This is a genomic window from Sphingomonas sp. J344, assembly GCF_024700005.1.
In the GTDB taxonomy this organism is placed as follows: Bacteria; Pseudomonadota; Alphaproteobacteria; order Sphingomonadales; family Sphingomonadaceae; genus Sphingomonas.
Map to the genome: position 1 here is coordinate 2,104,333 of NZ_JAJONB010000001.1, position 16,380 is coordinate 2,120,712.

General features: G+C 61.2%; 17 protein-coding genes. All 17 read left to right on the plus strand.

Going from position 1 to position 16,380, the window contains the following annotated elements; translation table 11 throughout:
- Positions 1-22: 22 nt before the first annotated feature.
- The 17 genes from LRS12_RS10640 to wecB all read left to right on the plus strand — a co-directional run bounded on the left by LRS12_RS10640 (position 23) and on the right by wecB (position 16,290).
- Positions 23-1,081, plus strand: coding sequence for a Gfo/Idh/MocA family protein (locus LRS12_RS10640; protein ID WP_257844553.1), 1,059 nt, complete (start codon positions 23-25; stop codon positions 1,079-1,081).
- A 22-nt stretch (positions 1,082-1,103) separates the two neighbouring features.
- A complete protein-coding gene (locus LRS12_RS10645) occupies positions 1,104-1,502 on the plus strand; it encodes a hypothetical protein (protein ID WP_257844554.1) in 399 nt (132 codons plus the stop codon).
- A gap of 19 nt (positions 1,503-1,521) precedes the next feature.
- A complete protein-coding gene (locus LRS12_RS10650) occupies positions 1,522-1,812 on the plus strand; it encodes a hypothetical protein (protein ID WP_257844555.1) in 291 nt (96 codons plus the stop codon).
- Between the two features lie 30 nt (positions 1,813-1,842).
- Positions 1,843-2,943, plus strand: a complete 1,101-nt coding sequence (locus LRS12_RS10655; RefSeq protein WP_257844556.1) for a DegT/DnrJ/EryC1/StrS aminotransferase family protein — start codon at positions 1,843-1,845, stop codon at positions 2,941-2,943.
- A 22-nt stretch (positions 2,944-2,965) separates the two neighbouring features.
- Positions 2,966-4,378, plus strand: coding sequence for a lipopolysaccharide biosynthesis protein (locus LRS12_RS10660; RefSeq protein ID WP_257844557.1), 1,413 nt, complete (start codon positions 2,966-2,968; stop codon positions 4,376-4,378).
- 535 nt (positions 4,379-4,913) lie between these two features.
- Positions 4,914-5,912 (plus strand): hypothetical protein, encoded by a 999-nt coding sequence (locus LRS12_RS10665; protein ID WP_257844558.1) that lies wholly within the window; start codon positions 4,914-4,916, stop codon positions 5,910-5,912.
- Positions 5,913-6,339: 427 nt separating this feature from the next.
- The gene (locus LRS12_RS10670) at positions 6,340-7,395 is read left to right on the plus strand and encodes a hypothetical protein (RefSeq protein ID WP_257844559.1); all 1,056 of its coding nucleotides are present in this window, start codon (positions 6,340-6,342) and stop codon (positions 7,393-7,395) included.
- A 1-nt stretch (position 7,396) separates the two neighbouring features.
- Entirely contained in the window at positions 7,397-8,407 is a 1,011-nt protein-coding gene (locus tag LRS12_RS10675) for a glycosyltransferase (protein WP_257844560.1), read from the plus strand.
- Positions 8,344-8,619: a hypothetical protein gene (locus LRS12_RS10680; protein ID WP_257844561.1), complete on the plus strand. Its 276-nt coding sequence runs from the start codon at positions 8,344-8,346 to the stop codon at positions 8,617-8,619. Before LRS12_RS10675 ends, LRS12_RS10680 begins: the two co-directional genes overlap by 64 nt.
- Position 8,620: 1 nt before the next feature.
- Positions 8,621-9,481 carry a bifunctional 2-polyprenyl-6-hydroxyphenol methylase/3-demethylubiquinol 3-O-methyltransferase UbiG gene (locus tag LRS12_RS10685; RefSeq protein ID WP_257844562.1) on the plus strand — a complete coding sequence of 287 codons (861 nt, stop codon included), beginning with the start codon at positions 8,621-8,623 and terminating at the stop codon, positions 9,479-9,481.
- 144 nt (positions 9,482-9,625) lie between these two features.
- The gene (locus LRS12_RS10690; RefSeq protein WP_257844563.1) at positions 9,626-10,351 is read left to right on the plus strand and encodes a hypothetical protein; all 726 of its coding nucleotides are present in this window, start codon (positions 9,626-9,628) and stop codon (positions 10,349-10,351) included.
- Between the two features lie 82 nt (positions 10,352-10,433).
- Positions 10,434-11,588: an N-acetyl sugar amidotransferase gene (locus tag LRS12_RS10695; protein WP_257844564.1), complete on the plus strand. Its 1,155-nt coding sequence runs from the start codon at positions 10,434-10,436 to the stop codon at positions 11,586-11,588.
- Positions 11,585-12,187 carry an imidazole glycerol phosphate synthase subunit HisH gene (gene hisH / locus LRS12_RS10700; RefSeq protein WP_257844565.1) on the plus strand — a complete coding sequence of 201 codons (603 nt, stop codon included), beginning with the start codon at positions 11,585-11,587 and terminating at the stop codon, positions 12,185-12,187. The genes LRS12_RS10695 and hisH overlap by 4 nt, the downstream gene beginning before the upstream one ends.
- Positions 12,188-12,189: 2 nt before the next feature.
- On the plus strand, positions 12,190-12,969 hold the full coding sequence (locus LRS12_RS10705; RefSeq protein WP_257844566.1) for an AglZ/HisF2 family acetamidino modification protein: 780 nt from the start codon (positions 12,190-12,192) through the stop codon (positions 12,967-12,969).
- Between the two features lie 33 nt (positions 12,970-13,002).
- Positions 13,003-14,043 carry a polysaccharide biosynthesis protein gene (locus LRS12_RS10710; RefSeq protein WP_257844567.1) on the plus strand — a complete coding sequence of 347 codons (1,041 nt, stop codon included), beginning with the start codon at positions 13,003-13,005 and terminating at the stop codon, positions 14,041-14,043.
- Positions 14,040-15,152 (plus strand): NAD-dependent epimerase/dehydratase family protein, encoded by a 1,113-nt coding sequence (locus LRS12_RS10715; protein ID WP_257844568.1) that lies wholly within the window; start codon positions 14,040-14,042, stop codon positions 15,150-15,152. Before LRS12_RS10710 ends, LRS12_RS10715 begins: the two co-directional genes overlap by 4 nt.
- Before the next feature lie 4 nt (positions 15,153-15,156).
- Positions 15,157-16,290, plus strand: coding sequence for a non-hydrolyzing UDP-N-acetylglucosamine 2-epimerase (wecB, locus tag LRS12_RS10720; RefSeq protein ID WP_257844569.1), 1,134 nt, complete (start codon positions 15,157-15,159; stop codon positions 16,288-16,290).
- The last annotated feature ends 90 nt before the right edge of the window (positions 16,291-16,380 follow it).

Consider the following 16,380-nt stretch of genomic DNA (forward strand, 5'->3'; position numbering starts at 1 on the left):
GGGGAAGTGTAGTGGGGGGAAAATGCTCAAGTTCTGCCTGGTCGGGTGCGGCCGGATCGCTAAGCGCCATAGCGAGTTGCTCGGCGAAAAGGTTATCAAGGGCGCCGAGCTCGCCGGCGTCTGCGATTTGGTTGCGGCGAAGGCTGAGAAGATCGGCGCACAATTCGACATTCCCGCGTTCACCGACATGCACGAGATGATGAAGACGGTCCGGCCGGATGTCGTCGTTGTGCTGACCGAAAGCGGCAACCATGCGCGCCACGTGATCGAGCTGGCGCCCTATGGCGCGCACATCGTCGTCGAAAAGCCTATGGCGCTCACTCTGTCCGATGCCGACGCGATGATCGAGGCGTGCGACAAGGCCGGCGTGAAGCTGTTCGTGGTCAAGCAGAACCGTTTCAACGTGCCCGTGGTGAAGCTGCGCGAAGCGCTTGAGGCGGGCCGTTTCGGTAAGCTGGTGATGGGCACGGTCCGCGTTCGTTGGTGCCGTCCGCAATCCTATTACGACCAGGATTCATGGCGCGGCACCTGGGCGCTGGATGGCGGCATCTTGACCAACCAGGCTAGCCACCATGTCGATCTGCTCGAATGGATGATGGGCGATGTCGTCAAGGTGTCCGCGATGAGTGCTACGCGCCTGGTCGAGATGGAGGCCGAGGATACCGCGGCGGTGATCCTCACCTTTGCAAGCGGCGCGCTCGGCGTCATCGAGGCGACCGGCGGCACCCGCCCCAAGGACCTCGAGGGATCATTGTCGATCCTAGGCGAGGGCGGATCGGTGGTGATCGGCGGTTTCGCCGTCAACAAGCTGGAGACCTGGTCGTTCGTCGAGACTCAGCCGGGCGACGAGCAGGTCGTGCAGAATTACTCGGTCAACCCGCCGAGCGTCTATGGCTTCGGGCACCAAGCTTATTACGAGCATGTCGTCGATGTGATCGAGAATGGTGGGCCGCAACTGGTCGACGGGATGAAGGGCCGCCGCAGCCTCGAGCTGATCTCGGCGATCTATGAATCCATCGAGACCGGCCGTGAGGTGAACCTGCGCTTCAAGCCGAAGATGGCCCGGCTGGGCCGCGTCTGAAGCAAGCAGGCGGAGACAGAGGGTGCAGGACCGCAATCGCGCCGACCGGCGCATCGCCATCATCACCTATGATGCGCGTCACCTGAAGACCGAGCAACTCGCGATCGGCCTGGACCAGGCGGGCTATCGGAACCTTGTCTTTTACGCACTGCCCTTCGTCAGCCGGCCGTCGCGTGAGATTCTGTTCGCGCATCGGCCGGACATGCTGGGCGGCTCCGCCACCCCCGCGATGGCGGAGTATCTTGGGGCGGAGTTCGTCGCGGTGAGTGGGGCGCAGGATATTCCTGCAGACGGGGCCGACCTGTTCCTCATCGCTGGCGCGGGAATTCTGCCTGAAGCGTTCGTCCGCGCGACCCGTGGCCGGGTGCTGAACTGCCATCCGGGCATTATCCCGCTGGTGCGCGGGCTCGATTCTGTTTAAATGGGCGATCTTCGATCAGATGCCGATCGGAAACACGCTGCACCTGATCGACGAACAGGCGGATGCCGGCGATCTGATCGCCGTCGCGCCGACCCCATTGTTCAAGGACGACGATCTCGAGTCCTTCGCGCGTCGCCATTACGAGAGCGAAATCCTGATGATGCTCGCCTTCGATCATCTCATGGCAGCGCCCGAGCGACCCGTCATCGACGAAAACTTGGTGCGGCCGGCACGCATGCGCATGCCCGCCGAGAAGCAATCCACGCTTCGAAGTGCGTTCGAGGCGTATAAGGAACGGTTTGTGCGCTGATCTGCGCCGACGGAATTGATAGGAAGACACATGGTTAAGTTTCTCGATCTCACGGCTCAATATGAATCGATCAAGGGGGACATCGACGCCGCGATCGCACGGACGATCGAACGCACCAGCTTCATCGGCGGACCCGACCTGAAGCCCTTCGAGGATTCGTTTGCGGAGTTCCAGCAAGCCGCGCACTGCATCGCGGTGGGGAACGGCACCGACGCGATCGAGATTGCCCTTGAGGCATTGGACCTGCCGCCCGGGTCCGAAATTCTGGTTCCCGCTAACAGTTTTATCGCCAGCTCGGAGGCGGTCACCCGGTCCGGCCACCGCGTCGTGTTCTGCGAGCCCGATCCGGAAACGATGCTGATCGATGTGGCCGACGCAGCGAAGCGGATCACGCCGAAGACCAAGGCGATCATGTGCGTCCATCTCTATGGGCAGCCTTGCGACATGGACGGGATCAACTCGCTCGCCGACGCGCACGGCCTCAAGATCATCGAGGATTCGGCGCAGGCTCATGGCGCCGAGCATCGCGGCCGTCGCGTCGGTGCGATCGGCGACGTCGGCACGTTCAGCTTCTATCCTGGCAAGAACCTCGGGGCCTATGGCGATGGCGGGGCGATCGTGACCAGCGACGCCGATCTGGCGATGAAGTGTCGGATGATCGCCAATCATGGCCGTATCGACAAATACGACCACAAGTTCGAGGGCCGAAACAGCCGCCTTGACGGTATGCAGGCGGCGATTCTGCGCGCGAAGTTGCCACACCTCGACGGGTGGGTGGATCGCCGCAACGCGGTCGCCGCCGCCTATCACGCTGGCTTGGCGGGGATCGAGGGCCTTACCCTTCCGACCGTGTCCGCGAACGTTCGCCACGCCTACCACCTGTTCGTCGTTCGGACCGATCGCCGCGACGCGCTTGCCGCGCACCTCAAGACGGAGGGGATCGAAAGCGGCATCCACTATCCGATCGCGCTCAACGATCTGGAGGCCTATGCTTATCTGCGTTCGGCTGACGCGCCGGTGCGCGCGAGCGCGATCGCGCCCACGTTGCTCAGCCTGCCGATGGGCGAGCATCTGGAGGAGGCCGAGGTCGAGCGCGTCATCGCATCGGTCCGGGCATTCTTCGCGGGCTGACGGCCTGCGGGAAGGCCGTGCCGTGCGTGAGCACCACACCGTGATCGACCGGGCAAGACGGCGCGTCGCGCAGACCCTTCAGAACGGCTTCGTGCGTGCGACTGGGGTGCTGGTCGGCGGTACGGTGATCGCCAACCTGGTCACGGCTGCGGCGATGCCAGTGTTGACCCGTCTCTACACGCCCGAGGACATGGGAATTCTGGCGGTGTTCGCCAGCATGCTGGCGATCCTCTACATCTCGATCTGCCTCCGCTTCGACCTGGCGCTGTCGATCGCCGAGCGGGACGACGAAGCGGTCAATTTGCTGGCGCTCGGCGGAATCAGCGCCGTCCTGCTGTCCGCGCTCCTCGCGCTGGCGATGCTAGCGGTGCCCGACCGCGCGTGGGAAACACTCGGATCGCGCGCCTTCGCGGCCTATGCGTGGATCCTGCCTCCAACCGTCATGGTGGCCGGCTTCTACAGCCTGTTGCAGTTCTGGTTCGTACGGCGCCGCGCTTTCGGACCGATCGCACGCAGCCGGATCAGCCAGTCGGGGGCAAGCGTCGCTGCACAGATCAGTCTCGGAGCTGCAGGCACCGGGCCGATCGGGCTGGTCGTGGGAACGGTGCTGAACAGCGGCGCGGGTGCGCTGCTGCTCGGCGCGCGCTTCCTGCGGCACGACCGGGCGCTGTGGCGCCATGTCTCGCGCGCGCGGCTTCGCGCCGCGTTCGGGGCCAACGTCAACTATCCGCGCTACTCCGCGCTGGACGGAGTGGTCGTGGCGGTCGCCGTCCAGTTGCCGGTGATCCTCGTCGCGGCGATGGCGGGCCATGGCGAGGCAGGGCAGCTGATGCTCGCGCTGTTCGTGATCCAAGCGCCGATGTCCCTGCTCGGCAACGCCCTCGGGCAGGTGTTCCTCTCGGAGGCGCCGACCCGGCATCGCGACGGGACCCTCGCGCCGCTGCTCCAGAACATCCTCGTCGCGCTGGCAAAGACCGGTGTCGGGCCGCTGATCGCGCTGGGCTTCGTCGCGCCCTTTGCCTTTGGCTTTGTGTTCGGCTGGGAATGGGAGCGCGCGGGTGTGCTGATCGCGTGGATGGCCCCCTGGTTCGCATTGCAGCTGCTGACCACGCCGGTCGGCTATGTGATGCAGGTGACGGGCCATCAGCGGATGGCGCTCGGCCTGCAGGTGTTCGGGTTAACCCTGCGCGTCGGCACCGTTGCGCTGGTGGGCGCGACCGCCCCGGTCTACATGTCCGAAGCGTTCGCGGTCTCGAGCGCGCTCTTCTATCTCGTCTACCTCAGTGCCGTCGTGCATAGCGGGGATATCCAGTTGCGGTCGCTGATCGGCCAGTTTAGCGGCGCGGTGCCGCTGCTGGCGGCATGGACGGCGGTTGGAATTGTGTCGGCTGTGTTGGCGTCCGCGCTCACTGAAGCGATATTCGCCGCAGGATAGGACGGGTCGATGAGAAGGCGCGGGTTCTTGCTAAGTGCTGCCAGCGGAGCGGCCGCGGTGAGCGTTGGGGCATGCGGTGCGATCTGCGCCCGGGCGCGAGAACGGCGCTCGCTGTTGGAATGGCTCACTCCCGCTGAGCGCGGCCGGATTGCCGATGGGTTCAAAGTTCCCCGGATCGCATCCCGTCTCGGCACTGCGATTTCCGACTGCCCCGATGGCTCGATCCTTGATTGCTCAATGCTGCGAGGCACGATCGCGCTCGAGGAGGATTTTTTTCCGCTTGCCTCGGCGGCCGATCACGCTCCGCACTGGCCTCGTTACCTTTGTTCGCGATCTAGGTGCGGGTAATCTGGTAATGCCCGGCGGACTACGATGGGAAATGGAAGGAACGCGCATTGCGACCTCTAGACCGCCGACCCGAATCGCGAGCGACAATGCCGTCGCCTACGGTATGGTTGAAACGTTCGTCGGCCCGGGCTCTTGTGACGGTAACCGGGGGAACGGGCGCTTCGCCTAAATTATCCGGGCGATTCTGGTGTATTTCGAACCGGGAGCGCGAGTCGCGGTGTTCGGAATCGAGGCATATCCGGGGATTCTCCTCGCTCTGGGCACGACCATTGACGCCGCTATGGGCAGATTTCCGATCGTTGGAAACACTGCGGCAAGCATCGAGGGCGGCGCCATCCATCTTCTGATCGAGGACGAGATCGTCTATGGGACCGTGTCCGGCGGCATTTTTACGGCCGATGAAGTTTACGGGCGCGGCGCGCTTGGAAGTTCGGCTAAAGCGCACCGAGCCGGCGTGTCCATCTCCGCACTTCGCTCGGCGATTTTCACGGTTGAGCGCGTAACTGCACGTGAGGTGCATCTCAATAAGCCGCTGCCGCGTTCCTTTGCCGGGGCGCCGTTTCGCGTTGGCAGCGTCGGCGGTGGACTCTCAGGGCGTTTCGAAATTGCCGGGGGCGGCGGGCGTGGCGACGTTGTCAGTTTTCACTGCCTCGCAGCCACGCTAGCGCGCGGCTTCACAGTCGAAGGGCAGGGAAGCCTGTCCGGAGGTAGTCATGGCGGTTTCATCGCTTTTGGCGCGATGGAATCAAACGTGCGTTTGAACCGCATCTCTGGGTGCGGACGTCCTGATCGCGGCCTGGGTGGTAGCGTTTGGATTTTCGGCCGCTCACAGGCCAATCGCGTTGACGTTGGGCAGGTGGTCGACGGCCACGCGGCGTGGCTCATAGACGACAAGTCATTCGGCCTGTCCTATTATGGTCTCGAAGGTGCGCCGCACGACAACGTCATAGCGTTCGCGGACGTGACGGCCCATGATCTGGAAGGGCAACTGACGGGAGGGATCAATAACCGGGTAGAGGTTGGCAGAGCGGACACGCGGAAGGCGTCGGTTATCATCGACACCGGAGTGAGCCAAGTGACAGACCCTAGACCCCCGCGGGGCAATGTCATAACGACCTCGATGCGGATGCGACCCTTCTCTCCTCAAGGCGACGGCTTGATGCAGAACCGCGTCTCGTCCGACTAAAGGTGGCCGGGTTGCGCCGACACCCTTGTTTGCTAAATGCGTCGCGGTCGTGGTGCCGCGCTGTATGGCCGCTAATTTCAATGGGCCCTAATCTATGAACATATACAGCTCTCGCCACCGGTTTGCGACCCTGACAGGCCGAGCGGATCATTTCGACCTTCTTAATTTGCTGCAGACTCGGCTGGCACTGGTAGTGGCGGTTTGCGCGTTCGTATTCAGCCTCCATATGGCGCACCGGGAGTATCTGAGCGACACGTGGGCCTACCTTGGGTTCACCTACGCCGCGCCCACATTGACCACTGGGACCGCGACACTATTCCTCGCACTGTTGCCATCGTTTACAATCGCCCTGCGGTTCGTGAGGCCATCGTCCCTCATCCTATTTTTCATGTACTCCGTAATTTATTTGCCCGCAGTCGCAATTATCATGATGCTCGGGTCCGAATCACTCCAACGCTATGGGGTTACTTTGCTATGTATCGGGATCGCAATTTCGGCGCTTTCCATTTCGGCTGACGTCTTCGGGCGCAAGCAAACTGGAACCGTTTCTGTTCAAATACCAGATTGGATTCCAATGCTACTCGTTGCAATTTGGATAATAGCAACAGTAACCCTCTTCATCGCCTATGGCAGCATTATGCGTTTTGCGTCGCTAGATGAGATTTATGATCAACGCTTCTCAATTCAGCGTGGAACAATCAGTTTTGTCGGTTATATACAGACGTATTACTCAGCAATGATTTCTCCAGCATTGCTATCAATTGGCATTGTTCGTAGAAATGTGTTTTTATGCTTTCTTGGCTCCGCGGGAGCTGTCATTGCTTATCTAGTTGATGCGCAAAAATTTGCGTTGGCCACTCCGTTTATTATTGTGGCTTTCTATTTTTTATTTTCCACGATGCGCGGTCGCCTTAACTCATCTGCCTTGATACTAATTGGATTGACATTGCTTGTATCTTTGGCCGTTATCTTTCAGGGGACGGGGCTAGGATCCGTTATAGGATCTCAGCTAGTTATGCGTGGCCTCGCAATCCCGGGATTGACCATAGCGCAATACAGCGACTTCTTCGGGACGTTCGGATATACGTGGTGGTCCAACATCACAGGCTTGGGTATGGTGGTTCCCACCCCCTCTGCGTATGTTGGCGATCCGGATTGGCCCAGGCTGGGCGAAATTGTTGGGCGTCACTACGCTGGAACGTTCGCCTACGTGAATATGAATGCCAATGCCTTTTCCGGTGAAGGGCTCGCGGCCGCCGGGCCGTTCGGCGTCTTTGTGATTGCGTTCGTTATCGCGATATGGCTGCGTTTTTTTGACCAGTTCTCGATTGGTTGGGATTATAAGCTAGTGCTCTTGCTTACTGTCCCGCTGGCCGTTTCGCTCACGAACGTTCATTTCTCAACGTCTATGGTGTCCTTTGGTGGCGGATTGCTGACCATCCTTCTTTTTCTGGGCCAGCATCTGGCACTTCAAAGGCGGTAGAATGCAGATGAAAATCGTGATGCTCTGCGAGTTCTTCAACGAAGAGCTCGAGTTCCAAGAAAATTTACTGGTCAAATATTACCGCCGCCATGGGCACGACGTGACCGTGATTGCTTCTCTGTTCGAATCGGTCTTCGACTATTACGAGGACCGCGCACCGAAGGGCGGCGAGCATCGGGAATACCAGCATGAGGGCGCACGGATCATCAAGCTGCCCTTTAGGTTTAACCTGCTGAACCGCGTGCGGCCCTATGTATCGATCCGAACGATCCTGGAGGAGGCAAAGCCCGACCTGATTTTCGTCCACGACATCATGCCGAACCTGCCGGAGTGCATCGCCTATGTGAAGGCGAACCCGCAGACGAGGATGATCATGGATTACCACGCCGACTACAGCAACAGCGGCAAGAACTGGGTCTCGCTCAAGATTCTGCACGGCGTGATCCGCAAATGGTATCTCGATCGCGCGCGGCCCTATCTTCAGAAGATATTTCCGATCGTGCCGGCAGGTTTCGAGTTCCTGGAGCAGGTCTATCGCGTGCCGATGCACGAGATGGAGCTTTTGCCGCTCGGCACCGATCTCGAATATGGCGTCGCGATCACCGAGGCAGGCGGCGGGGCCGCAGTGCGCAAGCGGCTGGGGATCCCGGCGGATGCATTCACCGTGTTCACTGGCGGCAAGCTGAGCCGCAACCGCCGGACTGAGCATCTGATCGACGCGGTGCGCCGAATCTGCCGCGACGACCTTCACGTCATCATCGCGGGAGCCCCCCGCCCCAGCATGTCGAATATGCCGAGATGCTCAAGGATCGGGCGCTGGGTATGCCCAATGTCCACTTCGTCGGCTGGCAGGACAAGAAGGGGATGTATGAACATATGGACGCGAGCGATGTCGGGGTATTCCCCGGCGGCCAGTCCGTGCTGTGGCAGCAGGCGATCGGGATGGGCTTGCCGCTGCTGCTCGTCGACCGATCCGAGCAGATTCGCGGACACCAAGACGCACGCTATCTAAACCGACACGGCAATGTCGTCATCCTCGATCCGGAAACCACGTCGCAGCAGATCGAGCAGTGGCTACGCGACCTGATCGATGATCGGGCTCGCCTGGCGGAGATGAGCGAAGGCGCGCGGCGCACTGCGGCGGAGATGCTGGACTGGAACGTGCTGATAGATACAACGCTCCGGTTCAACCGTGCTGGGAATGGAAAGTTGGGGGAGGGTTAAAATGGCCAGTGTTGGCGAAGCAACGGCGAAGCTAGAGACGATTCCCTGCCCGAATTGTAAGAGTGCACAATTCGAACCTTGGGCGGAAGAAATAGGCTTCAGGGTGGTGCGGTGTGCCTCTTGTCGTCTTCTTTATGTGAATCCTCGATTGCCAATGGCTGCGATAGACAAAGCCGTGCAAACAGGCGCGCATGGTGAAGAGGCGGGCGGGCTGATTGTCACGTCCCGTCGTAGCCCGAGGCGGGTCACTGCATATTACAATAAGTTTAAAGATTTGTTCGCTGACAAATGGGCAGGTGGACAGCCCATTCGATGGCTAGACGTTGGCGCTGGCTACGGTGAGATTGTCGAAGCTGTATCCCGATTGGCGCCACCAGGCAGCGTCGTCGAGGGTCTAGAGCCCATGAAACCCAAGGCTGACGCCGCCAAGGCACGCGGTCTCGCCGTCAAACAGCAATATCTGTCTGCTGACCATCCGAAGGTAGATGTTGTATCTACCGTCGATGTATTTTCCCATATACCTGATTTCGACGCCTTTTTGGGAGATGTGCGGGCGGTGCTCGCGCCGGGTGGGGAAGTTTTCGTCGAAACTGGTAATCTAGCAGATATCGAGAATAGGAATGAATTCCCAGATGAGCTCGGTGTCCCAGACCATCTTGTTTTCGCTGGAGAAGCCCAAATCACTCAATACTTGGAGCGCGCCGGATTTTCTGTCGTGGATATCAGAAGAAGCCGACTCGACACACTCGAGTCGTTCGTCAAAGGCGTCGCGAAGAAGATACTGGGCCGCAACATTATTCTTAGGATGCCCTACACCTCTTCCTATCGCTCACTTCTAATACGTGCCAAATTCGCTTCGTAAGGGGCTGGCAATATTGGAGATTGGCCGGGTGTCTGCGAGACTTGTGCTCACGAAGCCGCAGTCGTGCCGCTGCGAAACGGTCGGTGCGGTGGGCGGCGTGACTCTCCGCGCCCCTCCGTGTATCGGCGACTGGGGGAAGGGGCCATGAACGTGATGACCGAACAGAAGACGCTAGCCGTCGACCAGATCCAGGCATTCTATCACGACGAGTTCGTCGAGGATCAGGTGCGCGATTTCGGGACGCTGGTCCCGGCTGGGGCCGCGCGCGGCGTGGTGGTGGACGTGGGTGGCGGTTGCGGCTTCTTCGCCCGTGCGCTGCACGACAGGCTCGACCTCCTCACGCGCGTGATCGACATGGATCCCGGCTCGATCGACGCATGTGGTCGCAACGGCGTCGAAGGTCGGCTGGGCGATGCGCTCGCACCGCAGATCGAGGGGGATGAGGGGATCGCCTGTTTCAACCTGATCCTCCACCATCTGGTTGGACCGAACGAGCGCGCGACGCGCGCGCTCCAGGTCCGCGCGCTCAAGGCCTGGCACGGGCGGGTGCCGGCCGTGTTCGTGAACGAGTATATCTATCAGTCGTTCGTCGGCCGAATCAGCCCCAGGCTGATCTTTGAGATCACGTCGAGTCGGCTATTGTCGGCGATCGGCAACCTTGTCTCGCGCATCGTCCCGTCGTTCAAGGCGAACACCTTCGGCGTCGGCGTGCGGTTCCGCTCCCATGAGGAATGGCGCGAGCTGTTCGCGGAGGCGGGCTACAAAGTCGCGGACGTGACGATCGGCAAGGACGAGCGCATTGCCCCGCCGCTGCGCTTGATGTTGATCAAGGCGATCCGCCGGGACAGCTATCGTCTCGAACCGGTGTGATGCAACGCACCATTTAGCCCTTGGCGCACTCGGCGCGCGCCTGTATCAGGCGCGCGTATCACGGAAATGCGAACGGAAACCGATGCTTCACGCTCCTGCCTCGACGCGCGAATACCAGATTTGCGCGAACTGCATCATGGACACGAGCGATTCGAACATCACGTTCGACGAACGTGGCTGGTGCGATTACTGCAATAATTACCATGAGAATATTCTGCCGCACTGGCACACCGATGCGCGCGGCGAACGCGAGATCATGGCTCAGATCGAGAAGATCAAGGCGGACGGCAAGGGTAAGGACCATGATTGCCTGATCGGCCTGAGTGGCGGCGTCGACAGCAGCTATGTCACCTACATCGCCAAGGAGAAGTTCGGGCTCCGTCCGCTGCTCTATCACGTTGATGCCGGGTGGAACTCCCAGGAAGCGGTCAACAATATCGAGAAGCTGGTCGACGGCCTCGACCTCGACCTCTTCACCGAGGTGGTCGACTGGCCGGAGATGCGGGATCTGCAGCTCGCGTTCTTCAAGTCGCAGGTGGCGCATCTCGACACGCCGCAGGACCACGCTTTCTTCGCGGGCCTCTACAATTTCGCCGCGAAGAACGATGTGAAGTACATCCTGACCGGCGCGAACTACTCGACCGAATGCGTGCGCGAGCCGCTGGAGTGGCACTATCACGCGTCGGACCTGCGCCAGATCCGCGATATCCAGAGCAAGTTCGGGACCCGTCCGCTCAAGAAGTTCCCGCTCGCCGGGATTTTCAAGTTCAAGCTCTACTATCGCTTTGTGAAGGGTGTCCGGGTCGTCAAGCCGCTCAACCACGTTCCCTATCATAAGGAAGCGGCGATGCAGGAGCTGGTGGACCGCTTCGGCTGGCAGCGCTACGCGCACAAGCACTATGAATCGCGCTTCACCCGCTTCTACGAGGGCTATTGGCTGCCGACCAAGTTCGGGTTCGACAAGCGCCGCGCGCATTTCTCCAGCCTGATCCTGACCGGGCAGCTGAGCCGTGCCGAGGCGCTCGAGAGGATCGCCAAGCCCGCTTATGACGAGGAACGAATCGCCGAGGACTTCGAGTATATCGCGACCAAGCTTGGCATCACCGTCGACGAGCTGCGCACGCTGCACAACGGCCCGAACAAGTCCTATCGCGACTACAAGAACAACATCACGATGATCGACCTGGGCGCAAAGGTGCTGCGCGCCGCAGGGATCCAGAGGGCGATCATCCGTTGATCACGATCGTCGACTACGGCCTCGGCAATATCGGGGCCTTCCTCAATATGTACAAGCGGATGAACATCCCCGCGACCGCGGTCTCTGGCGCCGCCTTGCTCGAGAAGGCGGAGCGGATTATTCTTCCCGGCGTGGGCGCGTTCGACCATGCGATGGAGCTGCTTGACGCATCGGGCATGCGGCCGGTGCTCGAGCGCAAGGCACTTGAGGAGAAGGTGCCGGTGGTCGGCATCTGCGTCGGCATGCAGATGCTGGCCAATTCGAGCGAGGAAGGCGAGGGTGAGGGGCTCGGCTTTATCCCCGGGCGCGTGCGCCGTTTCCAGACCAACGCGCTGCCGCTGCCCCATATGGGCTGGAACGACGTCGTGCCGCGCGAAGGCGAGCCGCTGTTCGCCGGGTTCGAAGAGGCACCGCGCTTCTATTTCCTGCACAGCTATTATTTCGAATGTGCCGATCCGGCCGATGTCGCGGCGACCGCTAACTATGGCGGCGATTTCGGCTGCGTTGTGCGGCGGGACAATGTGTGGGGCGTGCAATGTCACCCCGAGAAGAGCCACCATTTCGGTGCCGCGCTTCTCCGCAATTTTGCGACGCTCTGACCATGCTGCGCCCGCGTATCATCCCGTGCCTGCTGGTTCACGAAGGGGGTCTGGTAAAGACCGTCGGGTTCAAGGACCCGAAGTATGTCGGCGATCCGGTCAACGCGGTAAAAATCTTCAACGAGAAAGAGAGCGACGAGCTCATCATCGTCGATATCGACGCGACGGTGACCGGCGCGGAGCCCGACTATCCCCGCATCGCGCATTGGGCGGCGGAGTGTCGCATGCCGCTTTGCTATGGCGGTGGCGTGAAGACCGCCGAGCAGGCGAAGCGGATCATCGGGTTGGGCGTCGAGAAAGTCGCGATCAGTGCTGCGGCGGTCGACAATCCGGCGCTGGTCGCCGAGATCGCGGAGGCGGTCGGGCGCCAGAGCGTCGTGGTGGTGATCGACGTGAAGAAGCGCCGCCTGCTCCCCGGCTGGGACGTCTACACGCACAACGCAAAGATGAATCGAAAGCTGGAGGCGATCGAGTTCGCGCGCGAAATGGAGCGCCAGGGCGCTGGCGAGATCGTCGTAAACGTGATCGACCTTGACGGAACGATGAAGGGCTATGACCTCGCGCTGGCCGAGAAGCTGCGCGCCGCGGTGCGCATTCCGATCTCGATCCTAGGCGGGGCCGGCTCACTCGACGATATCGGGCGCCTGGTCGAGAAGGTCGGCGTCGTCGGGGCGGCCGCAGGCAGCCTGTTCGTGTTCAAGGGGCAGTACCGCGCCGTTTTGATCAACTATCCGTCGCCTGATGCGAAGGAACGGCTCGTCCGGTCGGCGCTGGGCGGGTAAGAGGCTTTCCGGGTCGCGGCCCGAGGGGGGATGATGTTCGACAACAAGACCTTGCTGATTACCGGGGGTACCGGCTCCTTCGGGAATGCGGTGCTTCGCCGTTTCCTTGATTCCGACCTCAAGGAAATTCGCGTCTTCTCGCGCGACGAGAAGAAGCAGGACGACATGCGCAAGCGCTATGGCAGCGACAAGCTCAAATTCTATCTGGGCGATGTCCGCGACGAGCGCAGCCTGGTGCCGGCGATGCGCGGAGTCGATTATTGCTTCCACGCCGCAGCGCTGAAGCAGGTCCCCTCATGCGAGTTCCATCCGATGCAGGCGGTGCGCACCAATGTGCTGGGCACCGAAAACGTGCTGGGGGCGGCGATTGCCGCTGGGGTGCGACGCGTGATCTGCCTGTCCACCGACAAGGCGGTCTATCCCATCAACGCCATGGGTATCAGCAAGGCGATGATGGAGAAGGTGATGGTCGCCGCGTCCCGCAACCTGGAGGGTACGGGAACTGTGATTTGCGGAACGCGCTACGGCAACGTCATGGCCTCGCGCGGGTCGGTGATCCCGCTGTTCATCGACCAGATGGTCAGCGATCGGCCCATCACCATTACCGATCCGCAAATGACCCGGTTCATGATGACGCTGGACGATGCGGTAGAGCTTGTCCTCTATGCGTTTCAGCACGGTAACAATGGCGACATTTTCGTCCAGAAGGCGCCCGCCGCGACCGTCGAGACGCTGGTCGAAGCGCTCAAGCAGCTGATCGACAAGCCCAGCCACCCGGTTGGCGTCATCGGCACCCGGCATGGCGAGAAGCTCTACGAATCGCTGCTCTCAAAGGAAGAGCGTGCGGTCGCCGAGGACCTGGGGGATTATTTCCGCGTTCCCCCCGATGCCCGCGACCTCAACTACGACAAGTTCGTCGATCAGGGCGAGGCGCGGCTGAGCCACGGCGAGGAATATAATTCGCACAACACCCACCGGCTGGATGTCGAGGGCATGAAGGCCCTGCTGCTCAAGCTCGACTTCATCGTCCGCGTGCAGCGGGGCGAGGGGGTGTCGATGGAAGCGCAGGTATGAAAACGGTCATTGTCACCGGAGCGCGTGGTTTTGTCGGCCGCAATCTGTGCGTTCGGCTGGGCGAGCTTGGCGACGCGGTTCGGGTAATCCAGATCGGGCGAGAGGACGGTGCCGACGCGCTGCGCGCCGCAGCGCAGGAAGCGGACTTTGTGTTCCACCTCGCCGGGGTGAACCGCCCGAGCGACGAGGGCGAGTTTGCGCTGGGTAATCCGGGCCTCACCCGCAACCTGTGCGACGCGCTGGCACAGGCCGGGAATACCGCGCCGATCGTGCTCAGTTCCTCGACCCAAGCGGCGGCCGACAATCCTTATGGCCGTAGCAAGCGTGAGGCCGAGGATGTCGTGTTCGCGCACGCCCAGGCGACCGGCGCGACCTCGTATGTGTTTCGCCTGACCAACGTGTTCGGCAAATGGGCGCGCCCCAACTATAATTCAGCGGTCGCAACCTTTTGCAACAATGTGGCACGCGGCCTGCCAATCGCCGTCAACGATCCGTCGGCGCCGCTCAACCTTGTCTATATCGATGACGTCGTTGATCACTTCATTGCCCTGCTGAACGGGTCGGACGTCGCGACCGGCTATCGCAAAGTCGATCCGGCCTATGCGACCACGGTGGGTGCAGTGGCGGATGCGATCTGCGGCTTTCCCGAGAGCCGCGGATCGCTGGTGTCGCCGCGCGTGGGTACGGGCCTGATTCGCGCGCTTTATTCGACTTATCTCAGCTATCTGCCGACCGAAGCGTTCGATTATACTGTGCCGGTGCATGGCGATCCGCGCGGGGTGTTCGTCGAAATGCTCAAGACCCCCGATGCCGGCCAGTTCTCCTATTTCACGGCCGGACCCGGCATTACCCGCGGCGACCACTATCACCACACCAAGGCCGAGAAGTTCTTGGTCATCGCGGGCACCGCGCATTTCGGCTTTCGCCACATCCTGTCCGGCGAGCGGCACGAGGTGGTCGTGAAGGGCGGCGAGGCGCGGATCGTCGAGACGATTCCGGGCTGGACTCACAACATCACCAATATCGGCGATGACGAACTGATCGTCATGCTGTGGGCGAACGAGATTTTCGACCGGGCCCGCCCCGACACCATCGCATTGAAGGTCTGACGGCATGAAGAAGCTGAAGGTGATGACCGTCGTCGGCACGCGGCCGGAGATCATCCGGCTGTCGCGTGTTCTTGCGCGGCTCGATTCCGATTGCGAGCATGTGCTGGTCCATACCGGCCAGAATTACGACTATGAGCTGAGCCAAGTCTTCTTCGACGACCTGGGGATCCGCAAGCCGGACCATTTCCTGAACAGCGCGGCGGGCGCGCCCTCCGCGACGATCGGCAACATCCTGATCGCGATGGATTCGCTTCTCCAGGTAGTGCGCCCCGATGCGCTGCTGGTGCTGGGCGACACGAACAGCTGTCTGTCGGTCATTCCAGCGAAGCGCCGCCGGATCCCGATCTTCCACATGGAGGCGGGCAACCGCTGTTTCGACGCGCGGGTTCCCGAAGAGACCAATCGGCGCATCGTGGACCACACCGCGGACATCAACCTGACCTACAGCACCATCGCGCGCGACTATCTCCTGCGCGAGGGGCTTTCGCCGGACATGGTGATCAAGACGGGCAGCCCGATGTTCGAGGTGCTGCAACATTATATGGATCGGATCGACGCATCGGACGTGCTCGACCGGCTGGGCCTCGATGAGCGGGGCTATTATGTCGTGAGCGCGCATCGCGAGGAGAACATCGAGTCCGACCGCACCTTCTTCAAGCTGGTCGAGGTCCTGAACCGCATCGCCGAGAGCCGCGACGCCCCCGTGATCGTCTCCACGCATCCGCGCACCAGCAACCGGATCGCCGCAGCGGGCGTCGCCTTTCATGAAAATGTCCGGCTCCTCAAGCCACTCGGCTTCCACGATTATGTCCGGCTGCAGAAATCGGCGCGCGCCGTGCTGTCGGACAGTGGTACGATCACCGAGGAATCGTCGATCCTCAACTTTCCTGCGCTCAACATTCGCGAGGCACATGAGCGGCCCGAGGGCATGGAGGAAGCGTCCGTCATCATGACCGGGCTCAACGTCGAGCGCGTGGAGCAGGCGTTGGCACTCATCGACCGCCAGGCGCGGGGCGAGGATCGCGCGTTGCGGCTAGTTGCCGACTATTCAATGCCGAACGTCTCCGAAAAGGTGGTTCGGATCATCCACAGCTACACCGACTATGTGAAGCGGGTGGTCTGGCGCGAATACGACTGACGCCGATGCGCATCCTGATCCTCAGTCAATATTTCTGGCCTGAGAATTTCCGCGTCAATGACCTCTCTTCCGAGCTGATCGCCCGGGGGG

Excerpts from the sequence above, each read along its gene's own strand:
- LRS12_RS10640 (WP_257844553.1), top strand. The coding sequence starts at position 23 with ATGCTCAAGTTCTGCCTGGTCGGGTGCGGCCGGATCGCTAAGCGCCAT.
- LRS12_RS10650 (WP_257844555.1), top strand. The coding sequence starts at position 1,522 with ATGCCGATCGGAAACACGCTGCACCTGATCGACGAACAGGCGGATGCC.
- LRS12_RS10655 (WP_257844556.1), top strand. The coding sequence starts at position 1,843 with ATGGTTAAGTTTCTCGATCTCACGGCTCAATATGAATCGATCAAGGGG.
- LRS12_RS10670 (WP_257844559.1), top strand. The coding sequence starts at position 6,340 with ATGATGCTCGGGTCCGAATCACTCCAACGCTATGGGGTTACTTTGCTA.
- LRS12_RS10675 (WP_257844560.1), top strand. The coding sequence starts at position 7,397 with ATGCAGATGAAAATCGTGATGCTCTGCGAGTTCTTCAACGAAGAGCTC.
- LRS12_RS10685 (WP_257844562.1), top strand. The coding sequence starts at position 8,621 with ATGGCCAGTGTTGGCGAAGCAACGGCGAAGCTAGAGACGATTCCCTGC.
- LRS12_RS10690 (WP_257844563.1), top strand. The coding sequence starts at position 9,626 with ATGAACGTGATGACCGAACAGAAGACGCTAGCCGTCGACCAGATCCAG.
- LRS12_RS10695 (WP_257844564.1), top strand. The coding sequence starts at position 10,434 with ATGCTTCACGCTCCTGCCTCGACGCGCGAATACCAGATTTGCGCGAAC.
- LRS12_RS10705 (WP_257844566.1), top strand. The coding sequence starts at position 12,190 with ATGCTGCGCCCGCGTATCATCCCGTGCCTGCTGGTTCACGAAGGGGGT.
- LRS12_RS10710 (WP_257844567.1), top strand. The coding sequence starts at position 13,003 with ATGTTCGACAACAAGACCTTGCTGATTACCGGGGGTACCGGCTCCTTC.
- LRS12_RS10715 (WP_257844568.1), top strand. The coding sequence starts at position 14,040 with ATGAAAACGGTCATTGTCACCGGAGCGCGTGGTTTTGTCGGCCGCAAT.
- wecB (WP_257844569.1), top strand. The coding sequence starts at position 15,157 with ATGAAGAAGCTGAAGGTGATGACCGTCGTCGGCACGCGGCCGGAGATC.